Source organism: Candidatus Binataceae bacterium (assembly GCA_035308025.1).
Classification (GTDB): Bacteria; Desulfobacterota; Binatia; order Binatales; family Binataceae; genus JAJPHI01.
In genome coordinates this window covers 106,671-129,157 of sequence record DATGHL010000042.1, presented here as the reverse complement: position 1 = coordinate 129,157, position 22,487 = coordinate 106,671, and the positions used below count along the sequence as shown (strand labels likewise).

Sequence of the window (22,487 nt, the reverse complement as noted above, 5' to 3'; positions counted from 1 at the left end):
TATGCAGATTGGCGGCGCGACGTTCATGGCGATCTACATCTTCGCCTTCACCTACATAGTTTTCTCGATCGTGAACGCGATCAGCCCGATGCGCGTCTCGAAAGAGGTCGAACTGGAGGGGCTCGACGTACCGGAGTTCGGGATGCCGTGCTATACGGAGGACGAGGTCGTGGACACCGAGGCGGCCTGAATCAGTCAGCACCCCGCAGCTTCTCGTTACTGATACTCAGCCCCTGTCACTGTGCGCGATCGCCGCAGGGGCAGGGGCTTTCTACTTTCCGTCCAGCGCCTGATCAGCGGGATTTGGGCAGGCCGAGGACGCGCTCGGCGATAATGTTGCGCTGAATCTCGGAGGTCCCGGCTTCGATCGTGTTGGCGCGCGAGCGCATAAAGTGATGCTGCCAGCGGCCGCTTTCAACAGCGTGCGGCGAGCCGCGCATAAGCTGGCTGGCCGGGCCTTCGAGGTTGATCACGAATTCCATCATGCGCTGGTTGAGCTCGGACCAGGCGAGCTTCGAGATCGATCCGACCGGACCGGGGTCGCCGCCCTTGAGGATCTTTGAAAAGGTCCGATAGGCCGTGAAGCGCATCATTTCGAGGTCGACATGGAACTGCGCGAGTTGCTGGCGCAGCACTGGATCCTGCGTCGCCGGCTTGCCGTGGCGGATCGTCTTGCGCGCGAGATCGACGATTTCATCGAAGACGATGCGATAGCGCATCACCGACGCCAGCGCGCTGGTGCCGCGCTCGTTCATCAGGGTGGTGGTGGCGACGCGCCAGCCTTCGTTGAGCGGGCCGAGCAGATTCGTGCGCGGCACCCGCACGTCGTCGAAGAACATCTCGTTAAATTCGGATTCGCCGGTCATCTGGCGCAAGGGTTTGACGGTGACCCCGGGGGTCTTCATATCGATCAAGAGGCAGGAGATGCCGCGATGCTTCGGCGCGGTGGCGTCAGTGCGGGCGATCAGCATGCACCATTGCGAGATATGGGCGAGCGTGGTCCAGACCTTCTGGCCGTTGACGATGAACTCATCGCCCTTGAGCTCGGCGCGGGTGCTGAGCGAGGCGACGTCAGAGCCCGAGTTGGGTTCGGAAAAACCCTGGCACCAGATCTCTTCGGCGCTCATGATCTTGGCGAGGAAACGCTCCTTCTGCTCGGGCGTGCCGTGGCTCATCAGCGTCGGCCCGACCATCGAGAGGCCGATAACGTTGAGGGGGCCTGGCGCGCGGACGCGCGCGGCTTCCTCGTTGAAAATAGCCATTTCGATTTGGCTGGCACCCTGACCGCCGTATTCCTTTGGCCAGGACATGCCAAGGAAACCGTTGGCGGCGAGCCGCCGCTGCCAGTCGCGCAGAAAATCGAGCTGCGACATTCCGGCTGGCCGGCCGCCGCCGGAGTTCCATCCGGGCGGCAGGTTAGCGCTGAGAAATTTGCGCACGCCTTCGCGAAAGCGCTCTTCTGCGGGGCTGAAGCCTAAGTCCATCGATACTCTCCGATACGAACGGCGGCCAGCCGCGCCCAGGAAGTCAGGCGTATCTGGCGCTCGGCGCCACACGGTAATCGCGCACGAATTCGATCGTTTCCTGGGCGACGCGGTCCTTGTCGCTGTCAACTGTGATTACGTGAAAGCTCTCGTCGAGCGCAACCAGCCGCGTGCGATCGTGATGCTTCATCACGAAGCGGGTGTTGCGATCGAACGGGCAGACATGATCCAAGCGGCTATGGATCAGGAGCGCCGGCTGTGTGAGGTCGCGCAGCTTCGGGCGGACGTAGGCGCTGAGTTCGAGCAGATTGAGCGCCGCCCGCAAGGGAATCAGCCGGCTGCCCGGATGAATTCGGCGCGCGGAGTCGTCGTGAATATCGGAACCATCGGAACCGCGGAAATAGAGGCGGTCCTCCCGGCCCAAGGGCCGCAGCAGGCGCACCAGGAGGTGCGCCGGTCGCGGGATGAAAAAGGCCGGCGAAAGCATCACGAGCGCCTCGATTGCGTCCGGTTGTTCGATCGCAAGACGTGCGGCGAGCAGTGCGCCCATCGAAAGGCCCGCCACCACGATCGGATCGCCGTAGGCGCGTAACTGTTCAAACCCGGCGATCACGCTTTCGTACCAATTCTCATGAGTGGTCGCGCCGAGCTCCTCCGGCTGGCCCGCGTGGCCCGCGAGTTTGACGCCATGCACGCGTATTCCGGTAGCTGCCAACCGCTCGCCGAGGTAGCGCATCTCATAGGGGGTCCCGGTTAAGCCGTGGATCAGCAGGGCGCTGAGCCCTTGACCGGGGAGAAGGAAATCGGTGAGTTCAACGGTGGGCAGAGGGGGGTCGTCGAGACCGGCCATACAGTTATGAGTTGCCCGCGGAGCTGCCGATCAGGTCGCTATGCACGACGATCAACGACTTGCTTTTCAGGTTGTTGACAAAACTGCTCCAGGCGAGCTGGCGCTGTTGCTGGAGAAAGCGTTCGGTGAAGCCCGGGCCGAGAGTTTTCCAGTCGGCGTCGCTTGGGGCGCTGCGCGAGACCACGCGGAAGATATAGGAATTACCGCCTTTCTCCATCACGCGATCGATCACCCCCGGAATTGTGGGGACCGCCGCGGCGGCCTCGACCGCCTCCTGAAACTGGCCGAGACCCGGAATCGTACCGCCGGCGCGAACAAACTCGCCGGTATTTTTGACCTGTAGACGATTGGCCGCGACGACGGCGTCGAAGGCGCCCGGCGCGCGCACCTGCTTGAGCGTCGCCGTCGCCGCCTGCGCCGCCTGGGCTTCGGCGCGCATCCGGACCATCGTTGCGGCCACGCGATCTTTGATTTCGCTCAGCGGCGGGATGCGCGTGGGTTTACGATCGAGCAGTTTGAGGAGAATCGGCGCTGGTCCTTTGATGTACGAATGGATCTCGCCGGGCTGCATCGCGAAGGCTTCTTTGCTCAGCGCCGGAGTGTCTTCCGCCCCCTTGATAGTCTCGCCGTCGGCGAAATAGGGCGTTTCGATCGCAACCAGGCCGCGTTTTTTGGCCAGGTCTTTCAAGTCGCGGCCTTCGCCAGCGGCCGCAATATCCTGATTGAGGTCCTGCTTGGCGATCGTTTCGCCCTGCTTCTCGTTGATCATCGCGATGATCCGCGGGCGCGCCTCCTCGAGGGTCTCGACCTTCGAGTTTTTGACGTCCTCGACCTGGATCACATGAAAGCCGAACTGGGTTTCCGCGATACCCAACTCGCCGGGCTTAAGCGTGAAGGCAACTTCCTCGAACGGTTTGACCAGCTCGCCACGCGAGATGTAACCCAAATCGCCGCCATTTTGTTTGGAGCCGGGATCGTCAGAGTATTCTTTCGCGAGATCGGCGAAGTTGGCGCCAGCTTTGATCTTTTGCATCAAGCTCTCGGCTTGTGCTTTGGCCGCGGCCTTCTCCGCTGCGCCCGCGTCAGCGGCTACATGTATCAGAATGTGGCGGGCATGGATCTGCTGGGGATGAGAAAAGAGCGCCTTCTGATTCTGCTCGTAAAAATCCGAAATAGCCGTATCTGTGGGCGGCTCCTTGGGAGCCAGCACGGCGGCGTCATAACGGATGAAGCTTATCCTGGCGCGTTCTGGTTCGCGGAAGGACTCTTCGTTGTCGTGATAGAACTTGGCGATCTCCGCGTCGGAGGGTCGGCCGCCGGCAAAGTTCGTGTAGGGAAATTCGAGATATTCGAGCGCGATCTTCTGACCAAAGCGATTGAACTCGGCGCGGGCCTCGTCAGGACTTGCCGCGATGGCGTCACTGACCATGAAGCGCAGGGTATCGGAAAGGATTTTGCCGCGCGTGTCGGCCTCGAAGGCGGCCGGCTCGAGCTGGTTATCACGCAGAATCTCCTCGTAGCGCGTCTCGCTGAAGCGGCCGTCATCCTGAAAGACGGCTTGCGAGGCGATCGCCTTGCCGAGGTCCTCGTCGCTGATGCGCAGACCGAGCTTATTGGCTTCGCGCTCGATCAGAATCTGCTCGATTAGGCTCTCGACCGCGATCTGTCGCAGGTTGACGCTCGCGAGCATCCGCTCGGCGTCTTCACTATGTGCGTTCTGCACCGAGCGACGGATGTTGGCGGCTTGGCGGTCGATCTCGTCGGGCAGGATGTTTCGGCATCCGGGCAGGGTGAAGAGATGCAGATAGGTGTAGCAATCGATCGAGGCGACCGGCTTGATTTGCAGAAAGTAACTGCCGAGTCCGCCAAAAAAGATCACAAAGACGGCGATCAGGAACAGCAGCAGGACTCGTGTCACCCACGAATAGGCGTAGCGCCGGATACCTTCGAGCATAGGGGCCTCATCATAGCAGGGGATCGCAGAGGACTTTACAGGCCCCCCCGCGCGCCTAACGCAGATTCCTGACGCGGTGCCGGGGCGCCGGCCACGACGACACTCGCCGGCGCGCTTTGACTTGAGCTCTGCTCGCAGTAGATAGTTGCGCGCGCCGAAGCATGTCTGTTAGTTTTTCAGTTACGCGATATCCTGAGTTCTCCATCAAGCGCGCGGGTCAATGGAGCCGAAGGCGCAGTCAGCGGGCGAGCCTGCAAGCTGTGTACGGCGCCAAGGTTGACAGTTGGGTCGGTTGGGTTGGGTTTGAGGCATAGGGCGCGCGGCCGGACCGCAGTCGAGCCGTGAATGGGGGCATAATCGGTGGCTTTTTCATCATTTTTCGGTTGGTTCTCGCACGATCTTGCGATTGATCTGGGCACCGCCAATACGCTGATCTACGTCAAGGGCCAAGGCATCGTCTGCAACGAACCTTCGGTGGTGGCGGTGCAAAAGGACTCGCGGGGCGGCCGGCGCGTGCTGGCGATCGGCGCCGAGGCGAAGAAGATGCTGGGTCGCACGCCCGGCTCGATCGTCGCGATTCGGCCGCTCAAGGACGGCGTCATCGCCGACTTCGAGATCACCGAGAGCATGCTCAAGCACTTCATACAGAAGACTCACAATCGCAAGCTGCTGGTCCGCCCGCGGATCGTAATTTGCGTGCCGTTCGGGATCACCGCGGTGGAGAAGCGCGCCGTGCGCGAATCGGCGGAATCGGCCGGGGCGCACGAGGTCTATCTGATCGAGGAGCCGATGGCGGCGGCGATCGGCGCGGGCCTGCCGATCACGGAGCCGACCGGCAATATGATTGTCGACATCGGCGGCGGCACGACCGAGGTGGCGGTGATTTCGCTGGCCGGGGTGGTCTTCTCGCGCTCAGTGCGGGTGGCGGGCGACAAGATGGACGAGGCGATCATCCAGCACATTAAGCGCAAGTATAATCTGCTGATCGGTGAGCGCACGGCCGAGTTGATCAAGATTACAATCGGCTCCGCTTACCCGGGCAATGAGATTCAGACGATGGAGATCAAGGGTCGCGATCTCGTTGCGGGCGTACCGAAGATTATCGAGATCACCGACGAGGAGATTCGCGAGGCGCTGATGGAGCCGGTGCATCAGGTGGTGGAGTCGGTGCGGATCGCGCTTGAACGGACGCCGCCGGAGCTGGCCTCGGATATCGTTGAGAAGGGCATTGTACTGGCGGGCGGCGGCTCGCTGCTGCGCAACCTTGACGTGCTCCTGCGCGAGGAGACCGGGCTGCCGGTAACGCTCGCGGACGATCCGCTGACCGCGGTGGTGATGGGCGCGGGCAAGGTGCTGGACGAGCTGTCGCTGTTGCGCGACGTCACCGTGGATTAGGCGCAGCCCTACGCAATCACAACGACAGTTGATCGAACAGAACCCCGGCGCGGGGAGCACAGGTGAGAAGTTCCTTCCTCCGGCGTAACGGCGTGATACTAACCGCCGGTACGCTGCTGATTCTGGGCCTGCATCTGATTTTGTCGGGGACGCGACCGGGCGCGCGGGCCAGCCGACCGGCTATCGCACTGATCGAATTACTCCGGCCGGTGCAAGCCTTCGAGGCAGGCTTCAGCGACGAGACGAGCGGGTTTGTCCACGACTATCTAGAGCTGGTGGGGACGCGACGGGAGAACGACGCGCTGCGCAAAGAACTCGCCGAGCTCGAAAGCGAGCGTGCGCGGACGAGCGAGCTGGAAGCGGAAAACCAACGACTGGGCGATCTGCTCGAACTGCGCGACGCCTTGGCGATGAAGGCCGTCGCCGCCAATGTGATCGGCAGCGACGCCACCGGGCTCTCGCGCACCTTGATCATCGGACAGGGCTCGCACAGCGGTTTTCGACGCGACATGGCCGTGATCGCCGCTGCGGGCGTCGTCGGCAAGCTGATCGCGGTGGCGCCCGACGCCGCGCGCGTGATGCTGATCGATGATCACAATTCGGCGCTTGATGCGATCGATCAGCGCAGCCGGGCGCGCGGTATCGTTGGCGGAGTGATCGACGACGGCCTCACGATGAAGTACGTCGGCCGCACCGAGGACTTGAAGCCCGGCGACACGATCGTAACCTCGGGCATGGACGGGATCTTCCCACGCGGCTTGCTCGTGGGCAAGGTCGCGCAGGTCTCGCAGGAAGGTCCGGGGCTGTTCCTCAACGTCGAGCTGTCGCCGGCTGCGGATTTCCGTAAACTTGAGCAGCTACTGGTGCTGACGCAAAAGCCGCCCGAACTGCAGATCGACGCCGACGATCGGAATTGACCCAGCGAGACTGAGGGAGCGTGCGGTTGTTGGGCCTGTTCACGATCGCGACGCTGATCGCCCTGATCCTGCAGACCACGATCCCGCGCTTGTTGCCCTTCGAGATCCTCGTGCCGGAGCTGACGCTGATCCTGGTGGTGGATCTTGGCCTGCGCTATCACGGAATCCCGGCGGCGCTGGCGGCCTTCGCGATCGGCTATGCGACCGACGCCTTTTCCGGCAATCAGCTTGGGCTTAATGCTGTGCTTTTCACCGCCGTTTTTATTTTGACGTACGGGCTTTCGCGAGCGGTCTTTTCGCCGGGCCGCGTCTTGGGCGTGATGGCGGTATTCGGCGGCGTCTTGTTTTGCGCGCTGGGCACTTACCTGGCCGGTGCGGGATGGACAGGATCGGAAAATGCGGCGCTGGTGACGCCGGCGATCCTGATTCAGGCGGCGTTGACGGCACTGTGCGCACCCGCGATTTTTGCCATGATGGACGGAGCGGCGTGGATGACCGGACTGCGCCGGAGCAGTTCACGGGAATACAGCTGATGGCACGGTGATGAGTGGCCAGATTCGCCAGGCGCGGTAAACATCGGCCGATTCCGCGGCTCGAGCCGCGGATTGCCGGACTACTCGCGGTGATGCTCGCCGTGCTGACCGCGGCCGCGGTCAGGCTCTACTACCTGCAACTGATCAAGCATCACGAGATGGCCGAACTGGCCGATCGCAATCGGATTCGGCTGCAGCGCCTGCCGGCGCTGCGCGGGTTGGTCTACGACGTTCGTCACCGGCCGTTGGTTGACTCCCATCCGTCGTTCGCCGCGGTGATGGTGCCGGAGGACGCGCCGGATATCGCGGCAACCTCGGCGCGGCTCGAAAAGCTGCTGGGCCAGGACGGCGTGGCCAAGAAGCTCGACGACGCCGACGATCAGGGGCGTCCGGATTTCGAGCCGGTGATCGTCGACGAGCATCTCAAGTGGCCGCAGGTGGTCGCCCTCGAGACGCATCAGCTCGAATTGCCCGGCGTCAGCCTCGAGGTCGAGCCGCGCCGCCACTACATCTACGGAACGCTCGCCGCCCATCTGCTCGGTTATGTCGGCGAAGTAACGGTGCGTGATCTGAATCGGCTCCCCGACTATCGGATGGGCGACGAGATCGGCAAGTTCGGGCTGGAGCGCACCTGGGAGCAGAGCCTGCGCGGCGACAGCGGCGGCCAGGAGATTGAAGTTGATTCGGTCGGGCGGCGGTTGCGGACGCTGCGCGACATTCCCGAGCGCCCCGGTAACAGCGTGGTCATGACGCTTGATCTTGACCTGCAGCAGGTGGCAGAGCAGGCGATCGGCGATCGTGCCGGAGCGCTCGTCGCGATCGACCCCAACACCGGCTACATTCTCGCGATGGCGAGTCATCCGGCCTTTGACCCGAACACCTTTACCGGCGGCATCACGCCGGCGATGTGGCGGGCTCTAACCACCGATCCAGCGCATCCCTTGTCGAATCGCGTGATTCAGGGGGTCTATCCGCCGGGCTCGACCTTTAAACTGGTCGACTCGATAGCGGCTCTTGAAGATCACACCTTGACGCCTCAAACCGCCTACGGCTGTGCGGGCGGAATCTATTTCGGCGGCCGTGAGTATCGATGCTGGCGCAAGCAGGGCCATGGCAGCATTTCGCTGCATCGGGCGATCGTGGAATCCTGCGACGTCTTCTTTTACAACGTCGGCCAGCATCTCGGGATCGATCGCCTCGCGGCGTGGGCGCATGCGCTGGGTCTCGGCAAAAAGAGCGGGATCGATCTGGATAACGAACGGGCCGGCGTGATGCCTTCAACTGAATGGAAGGAGCGGCGCTTCGGCGAACGCTGGTATCCGGCGGAAACCCTCTCGGTCTCGATCGGCCAAGGCTACGTCGGCGCGACGCCGCTGCAGCTTGCCGATCTCGCCGAGGCGGTGGCCAACGGCGGGACGCTGTTCAAACCGCAGTTCGTCAAGGAGATTGACGCGATCGACGGCAGTACGGTCAAGGTTTTCCCGCCGATCGTCCAGAGTCAGGCCCATATCGATCCCGAGGTCCTGGAATTGGTGCGAGCCGGGATGGCCGGGGTGGTCAATCAGCCCGACGGCACCGCGCACGGCGCCAAGATGGATAATGTGGTCGTTGCGGGCAAGACCGGGACTGCCCAGGTGGTCAAGGAGGCGCAGGGCGAACGCACCAAGGAAAACGCCCTGCCGGAAGAGTATCGCGATCATGGCTGGTTCATCGCTTTCGCCCCGCTCGATCATCCGCAGATTGCAATCGCCTGCATTATCGAGCACGCCGGCCATGGCGGTAGCACGGCCGCGCCGGCGGTCAAGGCAGTGATGCAGAAATTCTTCGAGTTGAATCCGCCGCAAGGCGGCCTGCCCGCAAAGAATCCTGACGCCCAGCATTACGCGGTTGATCCGCTCGCGGACTAGGCCGTTATGGCGGCGCTAGACCGGCGCGTCATCTATCATTTCGACTGGACGGTGTTCGTGCTGGCGCTGGCGCTGGGCGGGATGGGCGTACTCAGCGTGCTCAGCGCGACCTGGGGCAATACGCGCCACGGGCTCGACCCGCTGGTCGTGCGGCAGTTGACCTGGGTTGGTCTCGGCGCGGCCCTGATGACGGCGGCGGCGCTCTTCGATTATCGCTCGCTCAGCTCCTACGCCTATCTGATCTATGCGGTCACGGTGGGACTGCTGATCGTGGTCGCGGTCGCCGGTCACAGCACGGGCGGTTCGCGGCGCTGGATCAACCTCGGAGTGCTGAAGCTCGAGCCGTCCGAAATCGCGAAGCTGGCGGTGGCGCTGGTGATGGTACGTTATCTGCGCGAGGAGCCGCCGCGCGGCGGCTGGAAGCTTCGCCACGTTGTCATTCCCGCCTTGCTGCTCGCGCTTCCGGCCGGACTGGTCCTAAAGCAGCCCGACCTCGGTACGGCGCTGATCCTGGTGCTGATCACGGCGACCCTGATTTTTGTCGGCGGACTGAATTGGCGGACGGCGGCGATCCTGATGATCGCGGCAGCGCTCGCAGCGCCGCTGGGCTGGCATTATCTCAAGTCTTATCAGCGCGAGCGGCTGGTAAGCTTTCTCAATCCTCAGTCGGATCCGCTCGGCTCGGGCTATCACATTATCCAGTCCGAGATCGCGATTGGCGCGGGCGGCGCGTGGGGCAAGGGGTTGTTCAAGGGCACGCAGGCGCGGCTGAATTTTTTGCCCGAGCAGACCACGGACTTTATTTTTGCGGTCTTCGCCGAGGAGTTCGGTTTTGCCGGCGCGATGCTCCTGCTGGGACTCTATACGGTGCTGATCCTGCGCGGCGCTTGGATCGCGCGGCACGCCCGCGATCGCTTCGGCGCGCTGCTCGCGGTCGGCGTCACCGGGATTATTTTCTGGCAGGTCGCGATTAACGTCGGGATGGCGAGCGGGATGCTGCCGGTCGTCGGGATCACGCTGCCGCTGGTGAGCTACGGCGGTTCGTCGCTGATCGCGATGATGGCGGCGATGGGGGTGCTGATCAGCATCAACACGCGACGCTTTTTGTTCTGATTTCTTCACTTTTCACTGGCGCGGCACGGTCCGCGATCAGGCGGCAGGGAGTAAGTTATGGCGCACCCATCGAAGTTCTCGGATCCACAGGATCAGGCAATCTTTGACCTCCATCGCCGCTATCTCGAGGTTATGGAGAGCCGGCTAGAGACGATCAGCGCGGAGTCAAAAACGCACTATCTCAGGATACTGACTTCGCTCACGGAGAAGCTGGCGGTGCCGAGCAAACCGCTCTCCGAGATCGTCGGCGAGATGATGTCCGAAGCCGCCCCGCTGCTCTTCCAGGCGATGCAGCGTTAGCGTCACGCTCGTCGGTGATTTTCGGGTGCAAGACTGGTAAGTTCAGGTCTAGACGGTCTGAAGCGCGGCTTGCAGGCGTTCATCGACGGTCACGAGTTCGAGACCCTCCAGTTTTTCTCGCGCCAAGACGAAGGTCGCGAGGTGAAGAGCATCGAGCGTTCGCAATGGTTTCCCCGGGGCGACATGGCGCGCCCTCTCGCATACCGAAGGCGTCAACTCCCAGAGCTCGCATCGCGTCCATATCGCGCTAAGCTCGCGTTGCGCATCAGCGAGCCGGGCTTCGCTGACTTGTCCGAGTTGCCGCAAGCGGTGAAGCGCGCGCGAAGATTCGACTAGCGACAGCCGCGAAGTAATCAGGATCGAGGCGGCGCCGATCAGCCCTTCGATCGCCGGGCTGGTTCCGCTCTCCAGAACCGCGCGCAAGACGGCGGAGGTATCCAGGTAAAGGTAGTTGGGCATATAAATATCACCGATCACTGCGAAGCTCGCCCAGCAGAGCGGCGACGGACCCGGGTGCGAGCCCAAGCCCTTTGGCCTTCCATGTCCAACGGCCTTTTGGCTGGCTGGCACGGGTCACCTCCCCGCGCTCGGCGAGTGACTCCAAAAGCCCATCGAGCGAATCGGCTGGGTCAGGCTGCCTGCGCGTTGGTCGTAGTTCCGCCACCACTTCGTCGCGATCGGTGACCAATACGGTCTCCCCGCTTCGCACGAGCCGCAGGTATTCCGAAAGCCTTGACTTCAGTTGCTTGACACCCACCGATCTCATGGTTCGATGGTAGCTACCAGTGGTTACAAGATCAAACCGGCTCGGAGTACGTCTGTGCCGGCGATTCCGAGCAAACCGCTCTCCGAGATCGTCGGCGAGATGATGTCCGAAGCCGCCGCGCTGCTCTTCCAGGCGATGCAGCGTTAGTTTGACGTGAAATTGTTCACTCATTGTTACGCCTTGTTCTATTGGACCCAATGTGATTTGAAAATCTTGGGCCCCACTTAGAATTGGACGTCGACCGGGAGGATCAGCATTGGACATCCGTCGCAACCATCGTGACCTCAGCCCCGCGCAGAAGGCGGCGTTTGTTCATGCCGTTTTGGCGCTCAAGAACAACGTCGACAGCACGCTTCACCCAGGAGCACAAAAGCGATACGACGATTTTGTCGAAGTACATAAGAATGCGATGACCGGGCCTGCGATGTTCGAGCCGATGCCACATGGCACATCGCTCTTTTTTCCGTGGCATCGTATCTTGCTTCGGCAGTTCGAAGTTGCGCTTCAGTCCGCTGCAAACGATTCTTCGATCACGCTGCCATATTGGGACTGGAATTACGCTGACGCGAGCAATCCGTTTACCGCCGATTTCCTGGGTGGAGACGGCGATAGAGCCCAAGGAGGTCGTGTCACGACGGGACCTTTCGCTTTTATCGCAGGCGCCTTCCAAATCCTTGTATGGGATGACGCCGCCGGAGATCCAGGCTTGAGACGCGAGTTTGGCGAGGACGCGACGGCTTGGTTGCCAACGTCCAGCGATATCTCAGCGGGTCTCGCCAAGACGCCTTATTGGCCGGGGCCCTCCAGCTTCGAAAGCGTTTCGGAGGGTGTTCTGCATAATCCAGTCCATCGATGGGTTGGCGGAAACATGGCCGACGCGACATCTCCAAACGACCCTGTCTTCTTTTTGCACCACGCCTTCCTGGACCTGCTCTGGGAGCGATGGAAGCATCAGCATCCGACCATAGATCAATACACTCCGCTGAACGGCGCCCCAGGACGAGACTTGGATTCCACGTTGGTCTTTAACGCGCCGACTGAACCGTCGCCTTGGACAGGAACATGGACGATTCGGCAGACCCTCGACCCCGCTGGACTCGGATTCGGCTACGCATGACAGGTGGCTTTCTAGTCTTCATGGCCGGCGCTAAGACCTGACCCGCAATGTTGCCTGAAGGCGTCGGCCGATTACCCCTTCGGCAGTTGCAGGATGCGTTCGCCGATCATGTTTTTCTGCACGGCGGATGAGCCGCCGGCGATTGTCAGGGCTTCGACCCACAACTGGCGGCGCATCCAGTCGCCGTCGGGAGCAAACATCGAGTGGCGCTCGAGGGTGGCGTAAGTCCCCAGCACGCGCGAGGCGAATTTCGTCATCCGCTGCGAGAGGTCCGTCGAGACCAGCTTGCCGATCGAGGATTCCGCGCCCGGCTGCTGCCCCTTGAGGCGTTTGGTCAAGGCGCGCAGACCGCTGTATTTCTTCGCCGTCACCTCGCAAGCAAATTGCGCGATCGACTGACGGATTTCGTCGTCGTCGGCCGCCGGCGAATCATTGAGCGGGATAGCCTTCGCGAGCTCGACTAGCTGCGACAGGATGACTTCGCCGCCGCCAATCGTCTCACTGATGCCGAAGCGCTCATGCATCAGCGTCGCGACCAGCACCTGCCATCCGGCGTTGAGCGGGCCGAGCAGATTCTCCTTGGGCACGCGGACGTCCTCGAAAAAGATCTCGTTGAAATCGGCGTCGCCGGTAATTTGCTTGAGCGGCTTCACCGTGACGCCGGGGCTGCGCATATCAACGATCAATGCGCTCATGCCTTTATGCTTGGGAACGGCGGGGTCAGTGCGGACGAAGAGCTGGCAGAATTGCGAGCGCTGAGCCCCGGTCGTCCAGACCTTCTGGCCGTTGACGACGAAGGAGTCGCCCTGGAGTTCGGCCCGCGTTTGTATCGAGGCTAAATCTGAACCGGCGCCCGGCTCGGACATCCCTTCACACCAGATCTCCTCGGCTTCCAGAATCGGCTGCAGGTAGCGCTTTTTCTGTTCCTGAGTTCCCCACTGCATCAACGCCGGACCGTTCATGATGATGCCGAGAACGTTGATCCCGATCGGCAGATTGAGCCGCGCCAGCTCCTGCTGAAAGATCAGTTGCTCGATGAAGCTGGCGCCGCGGCCGCCGTATTCCTTTGGCCAGCTTAGTCCGATCCAGCCACCCGCATAGAGCTTCTTGTGCCACTTCTTGTTGCGCTCCCATAGCAGGTCCTCGCTGATGCGCGAGCGCTCGTCGTCGGTCAGCGGCGGCGGCTGATTGGCTTCGAGCCAGCCCCGCACCTGCATCCGATAGGCTTCCTGCTCGGGCGAATAATTGAAGTCCACTTGATGTTTTGACTCCTGCGGCCGCGCGAATGATCATGGCTTGCCGCTGCCTCGATGTTAGCGAAGGCAGTGAGGAATACGCCAGCGCGCTCTTAACCAGAGCTGGCGGAGCGCGGTTGCCGCGCGAAGCGAGTAGGCGAGTCTGCGCGCTGCGTTAAGATTCTTGGTCAGCAAAGCAGCTAGCGTGATCCCTCGTTCGCGTTGCGCAGGCGCGCGACCGTAATCGACGTGCTGTGGCCCTTGAGCAGCGGCGCGAGGGCGACGCGGCCCCCATAGGACTCGACGAAGCTCTGGCCGTCCACGATTTGACCGTGGTAGTCTTCGCCTTTAACGAGCACGTCGGGGCGCACGCGGCGGATGATCTCCTCGGCGCGCGTGTCGTCGAAGATGACGACGTATTTGACCATCTCGAGCGCCGCGAGCAGGCGCGCGCGGTCGGCGGCGGCGTGAATCGGCCGATCGGCGCCTTTGAGTTGGCGCACGCTACGATCACTGTTGAGCCCCACCACGACGAGATCGCCCTGCGCGCGCGAAAACCCGAGGATCTGCAGGTGACCCGCGTGCAGCAGGTCGAAGCAGCCGTTGGTGAAGACGATTTTGCGGCCGGCGCGGCGTTCGCGCGCGAGGGCGCCGTCGAGCTCGCGCGCGGAAAGAATCTTGACCTCGTGACTGCTATAGGCAGGTTGCAGCGCGCGCACCAGATCCTCGCGCGAGATAATCTCGGCGCCCATTCGCGAGACCTCGAGGCCCGCGGCGAGGTTGGCGATCGCGGCCGCCGAGGCATAACTCAGCCCGGCCGCGGCGAGCATCCCGAAGAAGGTCAGCACGATGTCGCCGGCGCCGGTAACGTCAAAGACCTCGCGCGGCGAGGTCGACAGATACTGGCTGCGGCCGCCACGCTCAGCCAGGTACATGCCCTCGCGATCGAGCGTGATCAGGCAGGCTTTAAGCTGCAGCTGGTCGATCAGTTTCTCGGCCGCGGTGCGCCAGGCGTCGCGATCCGTCAGCTTGATGCCGGTGGCGCGCTCGGTTTCGTAGCGGTTGGGGGTCAGGACGGTTGCGCCGCGATAGATCGAATAATCGTCGCTGAGGCGCGGATCGACGATAATCGGGATCGCGCGACGGTTGGCGGCGTCAATCAGCGCACGCAGCACTGCGGGGGTCAAAAGGCCTTTGTTGATGTCCGAGACCAGCACCGCGTCGGCGCGCTGCAAAGCCCCGGCGATGCGCGCGGTAAACATTTGCTCGCGCTTCGGGGTGAGCGGGCGCAGGTCTTCCTGATCGACGCGCAACAGTTGCTGGGTGCCGCGATTGGCCGACTGCACCGAACCGAGCAAGCGCTCCTTGACGATGGTCGGGCGCTCCGGATCAACCATCAATGTGCGGGTATCGATGCCGAGATTGCGGAAAATCTCGTGCAACTTTTCACCGTTGGCATCGGCGCCGATCACGGTGAGCGCCGCCGGACGCGCGCCGAGCGCGCACAAATTCGCCATCACGAAGCCGGCGTTGCCGGGCTTCTCCTCGCGCCGATGAGTGCGCAGGACGGGAATCGGAGCTTCGGGCGAAATCCGCTCGACGTCGCCCCAGACGTAGCGGTCGAGAATGACCTCGCCGGCCACCACGATCCGCAGCGGCTTAACGTCGGGGAACATCAGGTCAGCCATCAGCTCGGCGGTCGGCGATCCCACCCTTGATGCGCCTTTGCGCGATGCCATCGAGCGCATGATACGCGATCGTTGCACTTTGGATAAGCGACTTTACTTGAGCGAGCGGGCGTCTTAGCGCACGGAAAAGCCGCCGTCGATAATCAGATCTGCACCCGTCATATGATCCGAGGCGCGCGAGGCCAGGAAGACCACGGCGCCGGCGAGCTCTTGCGGCTCGCCGAAGCGTCCGCGCGGCGTCCGCGTCACCATCTCCTTCAGCAATTCGGCATATTCCGGGCCGTTGCGAATCCAGTCGGTCATATCGGTATCGAACCATCCGGGCATCAGCGAGTTGACCTGGATATTGTGCGGCGCAAGCTCGAGCGCGAGGCAGCGGGTCAAAGTTTGAATCCCGCCCTTGGCGACGGCATAAGAGGGAAAAATCGGGGTGCCGGCATTGGCGACGATACTGCTGACATTGATGATCTTGCCGCCGCGACCCCGCCGGACCATCGCTTCGGCCACATACTTCGAGAGCAGAAAGCCGGCGTTGAGGTTGACCGCCATCACGCTGTCCCACTCCTCGGGAGTCTGCTCGAGGATACCCTTGAGGATCGCGAAGGCGGCGTTGTTGACGAGAATATCGACGTCGCCGAGCTCACGCGTGACGCTGTCGAGAGCAGGCTTGAGCGCGGCGCGATCGGCCAGATCGATCTGCAACGCGATCGCCGGCGCGCCGAGCGCGCGCAAATCGGCGAGGGTCGCCGCGTTCTTGTCGGCGTCGCGCGCGAGGATCGCGACCGCCGCGCCCGCTTCGGCCAGCGCCAGGGCGAGACCGCGCCCAATACCGCGATTACCACCGGTGACCATCGCGACCCGGCCGGTCAGATCAAACAGCCGATTTGAGGTTGCCATTGGCTTGGTCATGCTGCATTACTCCTCCACAAGTTTATGCCGGCTGCCCGCCAAAATGGATTGCGTCTTAAAGCGCGATCCACCTACTCTGGGGAGCAACGGCGAAAACGAAAGTGCTGCCGCCGTCAGTAAACATTATGTTAGCAAGATGTCAGCAAGCATTTTAATCGAACCACGCGCTCGTGCGCGGCAGATGGTGTCAGGGAGGCTTCAAGGATGCAAGTTGCGGGGATAAGGCCGAGGACGGTCGCCGGATTTATGTTTGCCGGGCTCATGTTTGCGCTCGCGATGTCCATCGCCGCGGCCGTTCAGGCGCAGACCGCGGATCAGGTGCCGCGGCTGCACGGCTATACCATCGTGAAGCCGCTCCAGGGCGTTACTCACGCAGAGGTTCGCGCGGCGGTCGCGGCGTCAAGCACGATCCCGATGTGGGATTACAGCGTCGTCTCGCCGCTGGACAGCAAGACCTACACGGGAACGATGATCGGGCGCAGCCCATACTTTCATGGCCTCCGCACCACCAATATCCCGACCTTTCTGGTGCCGTTGATCATAAATCTGCCGGACGGCGGAGTCTTCGATCCGACCAAGGCCGACAAGAACTGTCTGACAGCGCCCAACGACGTCGCGTCGACCCTGATGCAGCAGTCGCCGATTCTCACCAACGCCAGCTTCACCTTCGGCCCCACCTTCGTCGGCGACACCCAATATATCGATGCGTTCCAGCGCGGCAACTTCTGGAACACCAACGTCGTGACTACTGGCAACAGCTATCACACGATGTTAAGTCCGGTGACCACGTTGCCGGCGGTTACGGTTAATATTCCCGCGGGTCAGGGCGCGACTTACAACGCGGCTACCATGTTCGGCGGATGTGGAAATATCGGAGTGATGGACAACAACACTTTCGACGGAATCCTCCAGAACACGGTGCTGCCGTCACTCAAGTCGAGCGGAGTTGGTCCGACTACGCTGCCGCTGTTTCTGGTCTACAATGTTGTGCAGGGCGTTGCGGGTGACAGTATTGGCCCCTCTAATTGCTGCATCCTCGGGTATCACAACGCAGTCGGCGCTGCGGTGCAGGTCTATGGGATCTCCGATTTCGACACCACGACGATATTCACGGGCGGCGGATCGATCACCAGCGACACCTCGGTGATGGCCCATGAAGTGGGCGAATTGACTGACGACCCGCTGGGCACTAATCCAACCCCGCTCTGGGGCAATATCGGTCAGGTGAGCGGATGCCAGGGAAACCTGGAAAACGGCGATCCGCTCAGCGGCACGGTTCTTCCGCCAGTGACGCAGTCCAACGGCTTTGCCTATAACCTGCAGGAATTGGCGTTCTTTTCGTGGTTCTATCGCCAGACTCCTCCCGGGCTCGGGGTGAACGGATGGTTTTCCAACAATGGCACCTTCACCGCTGGCCAACCGTCGGTTTGCTGAGCACCGCCTGGCCGATCGCAACTCGAATCTCGGACGGAACCCAAAGACTGGGCCGAAAAGCTCAGGCGAGAGATTGAATGAAACATATCAAGCGCATAATTCCGCTGGCATTTGTGGGATTTTTCCTGGTTCTTCTGGTGCGGCTCTCCGGCTGGACTGACTCGCTCGTCGAGGTGACCAGCGAGAGCGCGCAAAGCGCCAACGATTCGGTGAGCTGGTCGCAACTCGGGGGCGATGGCGCCGTCCTGTCCGCCAGTACCTTCAATGCCAATTCAGCCGGGGGAAGTGTGACCGGTACCCTGAGCGGTCCTAACAGCCTCGTGGCGGTGGTCTGTCCGGCCAGCCCGTCGTGCAGTTGGGCCGACAGCTTCGCGGGCGGCGATACGCTGGTTTGGACGTCGGACGCGGGCAACAGCGGCACCGGGCCGCTCACTCTGAGTTTTGCCAATCCAATCTCGGGTGCCGGCGCGCTAATCCAATCGGACGTTCCGGGACAGTTTACGGTCGAGATCACCGCGTTCGGCAGCGGCGGCGGTACGCTTGGAAGTTTCAGCGAGACCAGTGACACCAATGGTGACGCGACTTACCTCGGTCTGATGGACAGCTCGGGCGCGAACATCGCCTCGATCGAATATCAGATCACCGCATGTGGACAGGCTGATTGCTCGGACTTTGCGATCGATACGCTTTTCCTGAATGATACTCCCGTCTCGGCCAGCCCGACCCCTACCCCAACCGCGACGCCGACGCCGGTCGTGACCACGACGCTGACCACGTCGCCCGCCAAGCTCGACTTCAAAAACGTCGACGCTACGGCGACCAGCAAAACCAAGAAGCTGACGCTGCATAACAAGGGCGCGAACGCGGCGACGATCGGCCAGATCGCCCCGCCGAGCTCGTTTACGCTCTCAAGCGACAACTGCTCGAACCTGACCGTCGCGCCCAAGAAGAAATGCACCGTTGATTTTGCCTTCGCGCCTGCGACGGCGGTCGGCAGCGTGAGCGAGACGCTCGTGATTCCTTACAACGGCGCGAGCCCGAGCGAGACGCTCGAAGGTAATGGCATCGCGGTGACGTTGTCCGCGCCCAAGTCGGTGACGGCCCCATCTGTCGCGGCCGGGTCAGTCGGCAAAGCGAAGAAAATCACGATCCACAACAAGAGCACTGCTACTGTTCAGATCGGTGCGGCAAGCCTCAGTGCGAATTTTCAGATCGCCTCCGGCGGCGACGCCTGCGCGAACACCGCGCTCGCGGCCAAGGGCAAATGCGTCGTATCGCTTGAATTCGCGCCGGCTACGGGAACCAGCGGGACGCTCCCCGGCACGCTCGCCTATAACTTTACCTACGGTGCGAACAGCAACAGCGTTTCGATTTCGTTGAAGGGCAAGGTGAAGTGACCGCGGTAGGCGCGCTCAAGCGCCTGACTGCACTACTGCTTGTAGCGTTTTTCCTGGTTCTCCTCGCGTGCCGCGACGGCGGGACGAACACATTGGTGGAGCTCATCAGTCAGATCGCGCAACAGGCCGCGGCGCGGCCCAGTCTGTGAACCGCAATTGCGGACGATTGGACTTCGTTCGCCGCCGCTCTATATTGACTTGCCGGAGGCTCTCGGCTGCAACGTCTCACAGCGAGGTCGCGAAGCACCGGTTCATTCACAGCGACAGGGGGATGTCATGGGACTCAGAACGCCTGAGCAGTACAAACAGTCGTTGCGTGACGGCCGTGCGGTTTTTTTCCGCGGCGAAAAGGTCAACGACGTCACCACCCATCCGGTTATCGGCATCGCGGTGGAGCACGCCTGTATCGATTACCGGATGACCGAGGATCCGGCATATCGCGGCCTCGCGGTGATCAAGGAGGGCGCGGGTGAGTACAGCCGCTACTTCCATCTCCCGCGCAATGGCGACGATCTGCGTCAGCGCAGCGAGCTGATCGCGGCCTCGACGCGCGAGGGGGCGACGCTGGTGGTGTTGATCAAGGAGATCGGCACCGACGCGCTGCTGGCGCTGCATATTATCGGCGAGCGGTTGGCCGCGGCGGGTCATCAGCAATACCGCGAGCGCATCCACAATTATTATCGCCAATGCCGCGACAACGATCTCGCGATCGCGGTCGCGCAGACCGACGTCAAGGGCGATCGCTCGCTCGGACCCACCGCGCAGGATCATCCGGACTACTACGTGCGGGTGGTCGAGGAGCGGCCCGGCGGCGTCGTCGTGCGCGGCGCCAAGGTCCATACCTCGGTCTCGACCAACACCAACGAAGTCATCGTGCTGCCGACGCGCGCGATGCGCGCCGAGGACAAGCCCTACGCGATCGCCTTTGCCATTCCGATCAATACGCCGGGCCTCAAGCTCATCGCGAGCCCGCACGGCAGCGCGAAAAAAGATCCGTTCGAGCATCCGATCAGCGCGCGCCACAAGATGATGGAGACGCTGACGGTGTTCGACGACGTCTTCGTGCCCAACGAGCGGATTTTCCTGAACGGCGAGATCGAGTTCGCCGGCTTGCTGGCGCTGACCTTCGTCCGTTTCCATCGCTTCACCGCAGTCTCCTACAAGTTGCCGTTGCTCGAGCTGATGGCTGGGGCGGGAGCCGCGATCGCAGAGGCCAACGGGATCGCACGCGCGGGCCACGTGCGCGACAAGTTGACCCACCTGGCGGCGTATCACACGACGGTGCGCGGGCTGATCGAACACGCGGCGGCGACCTGCACGATTGAGGACGGTCTCGCGGTGCCCAACACGCTAATCACGAACGTCGCCAAGTATCATTTCGCCCACAATTATCATCAGGCGGTGCAGATAGTGCAGGATCTCGCCGGCGGCATCCTCGTGACGGGTCCGGCGGCGGAGGATTTTACCAGCGAGGCGACGCGCGCCTACGTGACGAAGTATCTGGGCGGCGCGAAAGGCCACGATGCCGAAAATCGCGTCCGCCTGTTGAACCTGATCGCCGATCTGACGGCCTCGGATTACGGCGGCTATCAGGAGGTGCTCGCGGTCCACGCCGAGGGCGGCTTCGAGGCGGAGAAGCTGCAGGCCTATCGCGAGTACGACTTCAAAACGGTCGCGGCCTATGCGCGAAAATTAGCCGGCGTGTAACAAAAACATCCTTGCCAAAACTGCGTCGCGGCGCGCATCATTAACGTATGACGTGCCCGGCATGCTTGCAGGAAAACGAAGAGTGGGCGAAGTATTGCGCCGACTGCGGCCGCGGGCTGAGCGGGCAACTGCCTGCGCCGTCAAGTTTCGCGATGGGCGTATGGTCGGATCGCGAGCGTCAATGCGCGAACTGCGCTGAGATGATTCCGGCGCGCACGCGCTTCTGCGCCCGATGCGGGACGACGGCAGGCGATGCGAGTGTCAGCCGCGCAACGAGTCCGGTGGTGGGCGCACTCGTCACCGGCGTAATCGCGGTAACCTCGTTGGCGGCCACGATCTTCCAACACCGCCCCAAATAGCGCTCGCGTCTCGTGGCAATTCACGGCCACCAGAGCTAAATCCTCTTTTAAGGGAGCATATAGATGCAGCTCCGAGGGGCTCTGGGCTGGTTCAAATTAGGTAAGAGAGGGCGTCGCGCACTAATCTGGAGTGCAGCTTGGGGCCTCGCAACCTATCTTATAATGTTCAGCGACGCGATTTTGTTTGCCAATCATGTGGGCAAACTGACCCGGCACGATCCCGCGCTCTGGGAGATCCCGACCGCCTTGCAAGATTCATCACGGCCCAGCGCGCCCGGCGAAACGCTTTCCTATCTGGGATATGAATTCGATGTGCCCCGAGACGCCCTCGATCCGCAAAGAACTAGGGTTGCCGGATCGTTGGTAATGATCTGCCTTCGTACCGGAATGACGATCTTCATTTCGAAGCATCCGACCGGGGAGTTTGTGCATACCCCGAGAAGTCAGAGTCACCGGGTGAGGTTCAAACTGTTATTAGCTTGGGGCCACGAGGCATCGCGGTCGGACTATGCGCTTGTCCGCGCTGCATTGGGTACAACCCCAGCGGACATATGTCTATTCAATCCGATCGCGGCCAATCACGGCACTGCGTTACTCTTGATGAAGTCCACCTTACTTGGCGTGATGCCGAGAGCAGAATCAGGCATCTTCTTTTTGCAAACAAAGTATTTTCGCGGCTTCCAGTATGGGGAGCCTCGCAGCCGCCCGAGTGAGATTGATGATTATCTATTCGGACGTGAGGATAATCTTCATTTCATTTTTCGTAATCGACGACGTGAGATTTCGCAGGCAGAGATCAATCGCGTTATCCAAAGTGTTCGAATGGTTCCAGCGGCTCACGCCTCTAACTGATTAGCACGGCCGCGTTCTGCTTGAAGTCTTAAATTTCCCAACAAATTCACTTTGTGGCCCGTCGCCGGACTACCGCCGAGACCCGCCGGAAGCTTCGTGGGCGTCGAAGTTCCAAGGGTTGGCGGCGGAGCCGGTGATACGCCATCGTGGCATCACGATCGCCGGGTCGGAGGTCGCTTCGAAGAGCACCTCGCAGGGCAGGCCGATCGCGGCTTCGCTCGGCTCGTTCGTCAGCACGCCGGCAACACGGGTCAGCGCTCCATCGGCTTCCTTGCAGTCCTCGAGCTCGATGATCGCGACGACATACGGCACGATGCCGACGAAGGCGCCGACGATCGGCTGCACCACCTCGACGTAGCTGTGAATCACGCCCTTGCCTAAGGTCCCGAACCATCCGAGGTCCATCGAAGTGCATTTGCTACAGGCTGGGAAGGTCGGCGGAAACCATTTATGGCCACAGCGGTTGCATCGGCGGACTAAGTATTTGTGCTCGCGCGCGCCATCCCACCATTCGCGGGTGTCGAAGTCGGGGATGATACGGAGTTTGGAATAGTCAATTGTTTTAGACAT

General features: G+C 61.8%; 22 protein-coding genes. 14 read left to right on the top strand and 8 right to left on the bottom strand.

Annotated elements, in window-relative coordinates; all coding sequences use genetic code 11:
• Nucleotides 1–190: hypothetical protein (locus tag VKS22_12960; protein HLW71520.1), on the top strand; the 190-nt coding region annotated here is incomplete at its 5' end.
• Nucleotides 191–293: 103 nt separating this feature from the next.
• Here the strand turns inward: VKS22_12960 and VKS22_12955 are convergent.
• The 3 genes from VKS22_12955 to VKS22_12945 are packed head-to-tail and all read right to left on the bottom strand — an operon-like array spanning nt 294 to nt 4,288.
• A complete protein-coding gene (locus VKS22_12955; protein ID HLW71519.1) occupies nt 294–1,484 on the bottom strand; it encodes an acyl-CoA dehydrogenase in 1,191 nt (396 codons plus the stop codon).
• A gap of 43 nt (nt 1,485–1,527) precedes the next feature.
• A complete protein-coding gene (locus VKS22_12950) occupies nt 1,528–2,334 on the bottom strand; it encodes an alpha/beta fold hydrolase (GenBank protein HLW71518.1) in 807 nt (268 codons plus the stop codon).
• Between the two features lie 4 nt (nt 2,335–2,338).
• Nucleotides 2,339–4,288: a peptidylprolyl isomerase gene (locus VKS22_12945; GenBank protein ID HLW71517.1), complete on the bottom strand. Its 1,950-nt coding sequence runs from the start codon at nt 4,286–4,288 to the stop codon at nt 2,339–2,341.
• Between the two features lie 360 nt (nt 4,289–4,648).
• On the opposite strand from VKS22_12945, the gene VKS22_12940 reads away from it, so the two are divergent.
• The 6 genes from VKS22_12940 to VKS22_12915 all read left to right on the top strand — a co-directional run bounded on the left by VKS22_12940 (nt 4,649) and on the right by VKS22_12915 (nt 10,453).
• Nucleotides 4,649–5,683 carry a rod shape-determining protein gene (locus VKS22_12940; GenBank protein HLW71516.1) on the top strand — a complete coding sequence of 345 codons (1,035 nt, stop codon included), beginning with the start codon at nt 4,649–4,651 and terminating at the stop codon, nt 5,681–5,683.
• Between the two features lie 62 nt (nt 5,684–5,745).
• Nucleotides 5,746–6,600 carry a rod shape-determining protein MreC gene (mreC, locus tag VKS22_12935; GenBank protein ID HLW71515.1) on the top strand — a complete coding sequence of 285 codons (855 nt, stop codon included), beginning with the start codon at nt 5,746–5,748 and terminating at the stop codon, nt 6,598–6,600.
• Between the two features lie 20 nt (nt 6,601–6,620).
• Nucleotides 6,621–7,133 carry a hypothetical protein gene (locus tag VKS22_12930; GenBank protein HLW71514.1) on the top strand — a complete coding sequence of 171 codons (513 nt, stop codon included), beginning with the start codon at nt 6,621–6,623 and terminating at the stop codon, nt 7,131–7,133.
• A 14-nt stretch (nt 7,134–7,147) separates the two neighbouring features.
• Complete coding sequence (gene mrdA / locus VKS22_12925; GenBank protein HLW71513.1) at nt 7,148–9,040, top strand: penicillin-binding protein 2; 1,893 nt, start codon at nt 7,148–7,150, stop codon at nt 9,038–9,040.
• A gap of 6 nt (nt 9,041–9,046) precedes the next feature.
• Nucleotides 9,047–10,153: a rod shape-determining protein RodA gene (gene rodA, locus VKS22_12920; protein ID HLW71512.1), complete on the top strand. Its 1,107-nt coding sequence runs from the start codon at nt 9,047–9,049 to the stop codon at nt 10,151–10,153.
• 57 nt (nt 10,154–10,210) lie between these two features.
• Complete coding sequence (locus VKS22_12915; GenBank protein HLW71511.1) at nt 10,211–10,453, top strand: hypothetical protein; 243 nt, start codon at nt 10,211–10,213, stop codon at nt 10,451–10,453.
• A gap of 48 nt (nt 10,454–10,501) precedes the next feature.
• Here the strand turns inward: VKS22_12915 and VKS22_12910 are convergent, their stop codons facing one another.
• The gene (locus tag VKS22_12910) at nt 10,502–10,912 is read right to left on the bottom strand and encodes a type II toxin-antitoxin system VapC family toxin (protein HLW71510.1); all 411 of its coding nucleotides are present in this window, start codon (nt 10,910–10,912) and stop codon (nt 10,502–10,504) included.
• A gap of 563 nt (nt 10,913–11,475) precedes the next feature.
• On the opposite strand from VKS22_12910, the gene VKS22_12905 reads away from it, so the two are divergent.
• The gene (locus VKS22_12905; protein ID HLW71509.1) at nt 11,476–12,336 is read left to right on the top strand and encodes a tyrosinase family protein; all 861 of its coding nucleotides are present in this window, start codon (nt 11,476–11,478) and stop codon (nt 12,334–12,336) included.
• A gap of 71 nt (nt 12,337–12,407) precedes the next feature.
• Here VKS22_12905 and VKS22_12900 read toward each other — a convergent pair whose 3' ends face one another.
• The 3 genes from VKS22_12900 to VKS22_12890 all read right to left on the bottom strand — a co-directional run bounded on the left by VKS22_12900 (nt 12,408) and on the right by VKS22_12890 (nt 16,168).
• Nucleotides 12,408–13,592, bottom strand: a complete 1,185-nt coding sequence (locus VKS22_12900) for an acyl-CoA dehydrogenase family protein (protein ID HLW71508.1) — start codon at nt 13,590–13,592, stop codon at nt 12,408–12,410.
• Nucleotides 13,593–13,771: 179 nt separating this feature from the next.
• Entirely contained in the window at nt 13,772–15,283 is a 1,512-nt protein-coding gene (locus VKS22_12895) for a PfkB family carbohydrate kinase (protein ID HLW71507.1), read from the bottom strand.
• A 90-nt stretch (nt 15,284–15,373) separates the two neighbouring features.
• Nucleotides 15,374–16,168 carry an SDR family oxidoreductase gene (locus VKS22_12890; protein HLW71506.1) on the bottom strand — a complete coding sequence of 265 codons (795 nt, stop codon included), beginning with the start codon at nt 16,166–16,168 and terminating at the stop codon, nt 15,374–15,376.
• 246 nt (nt 16,169–16,414) lie between these two features.
• Between VKS22_12890 and VKS22_12885 the strand changes: the two genes are divergently transcribed.
• From VKS22_12885 to VKS22_12860, 6 genes are all read left to right on the top strand, one after another.
• A complete protein-coding gene (locus VKS22_12885) occupies nt 16,415–17,602 on the top strand; it encodes a hypothetical protein (GenBank protein ID HLW71505.1) in 1,188 nt (395 codons plus the stop codon).
• Nucleotides 17,603–17,679: 77 nt separating this feature from the next.
• Nucleotides 17,680–18,999, top strand: coding sequence for a hypothetical protein (locus VKS22_12880; GenBank protein ID HLW71504.1), 1,320 nt, complete (start codon nt 17,680–17,682; stop codon nt 18,997–18,999).
• The gene (locus tag VKS22_12875; GenBank protein ID HLW71503.1) at nt 18,996–19,148 is read left to right on the top strand and encodes a hypothetical protein; all 153 of its coding nucleotides are present in this window, start codon (nt 18,996–18,998) and stop codon (nt 19,146–19,148) included. The genes VKS22_12880 and VKS22_12875 overlap by 4 nt, the downstream gene beginning before the upstream one ends.
• Nucleotides 19,149–19,275: 127 nt before the next feature.
• Complete coding sequence (locus VKS22_12870) at nt 19,276–20,706, top strand: 4-hydroxyphenylacetate 3-hydroxylase N-terminal domain-containing protein (protein ID HLW71502.1); 1,431 nt, start codon at nt 19,276–19,278, stop codon at nt 20,704–20,706.
• A 47-nt stretch (nt 20,707–20,753) separates the two neighbouring features.
• Nucleotides 20,754–21,065, top strand: a complete 312-nt coding sequence (locus VKS22_12865) for a zinc ribbon domain-containing protein (protein ID HLW71501.1) — start codon at nt 20,754–20,756, stop codon at nt 21,063–21,065.
• A gap of 162 nt (nt 21,066–21,227) precedes the next feature.
• On the top strand, nt 21,228–21,917 hold the full coding sequence (locus VKS22_12860; protein HLW71500.1) for a hypothetical protein: 690 nt from the start codon (nt 21,228–21,230) through the stop codon (nt 21,915–21,917).
• 69 nt (nt 21,918–21,986) lie between these two features.
• Here VKS22_12860 and VKS22_12855 read toward each other — a convergent pair whose 3' ends face one another.
• On the bottom strand, nt 21,987–22,487 hold the full coding sequence (locus tag VKS22_12855; GenBank protein ID HLW71499.1) for a hypothetical protein: 501 nt from the start codon (nt 22,485–22,487) through the stop codon (nt 21,987–21,989).

Coding starts and splice junctions, on each gene's coding strand:
- VKS22_12955 (HLW71519.1), bottom strand. CDS start 1,484: ATGGACTTAGGCTTCAGCCCCGCAGAAGAGCGCTTTCGCGAAGGCGTG.
- VKS22_12950 (HLW71518.1), bottom strand. CDS start 2,334: ATGGCCGGTCTCGACGACCCCCCTCTGCCCACCGTTGAACTCACCGAT.
- VKS22_12945 (HLW71517.1), bottom strand. CDS start 4,288: ATGCTCGAAGGTATCCGGCGCTACGCCTATTCGTGGGTGACACGAGTC.
- rodA (HLW71512.1), top strand. CDS start 9,047: ATGGCGGCGCTAGACCGGCGCGTCATCTATCATTTCGACTGGACGGTG.
- VKS22_12915 (HLW71511.1), top strand. CDS start 10,211: ATGGCGCACCCATCGAAGTTCTCGGATCCACAGGATCAGGCAATCTTT.
- VKS22_12910 (HLW71510.1), bottom strand. CDS start 10,912: ATGCCCAACTACCTTTACCTGGATACCTCCGCCGTCTTGCGCGCGGTT.
- VKS22_12890 (HLW71506.1), bottom strand. CDS start 16,168: ATGACCAAGCCAATGGCAACCTCAAATCGGCTGTTTGATCTGACCGGC.
- VKS22_12885 (HLW71505.1), top strand. CDS start 16,415: ATGTTTGCCGGGCTCATGTTTGCGCTCGCGATGTCCATCGCCGCGGCC.
- VKS22_12880 (HLW71504.1), top strand. CDS start 17,680: ATGAAACATATCAAGCGCATAATTCCGCTGGCATTTGTGGGATTTTTC.
- VKS22_12870 (HLW71502.1), top strand. CDS start 19,276: ATGGGACTCAGAACGCCTGAGCAGTACAAACAGTCGTTGCGTGACGGC.
- VKS22_12865 (HLW71501.1), top strand. CDS start 20,754: ATGACGTGCCCGGCATGCTTGCAGGAAAACGAAGAGTGGGCGAAGTAT.
- VKS22_12860 (HLW71500.1), top strand. CDS start 21,228: ATGTTCAGCGACGCGATTTTGTTTGCCAATCATGTGGGCAAACTGACC.
- VKS22_12855 (HLW71499.1), bottom strand. CDS start 22,487: ATGTCTAAAACAATTGACTATTCCAAACTCCGTATCATCCCCGACTTC.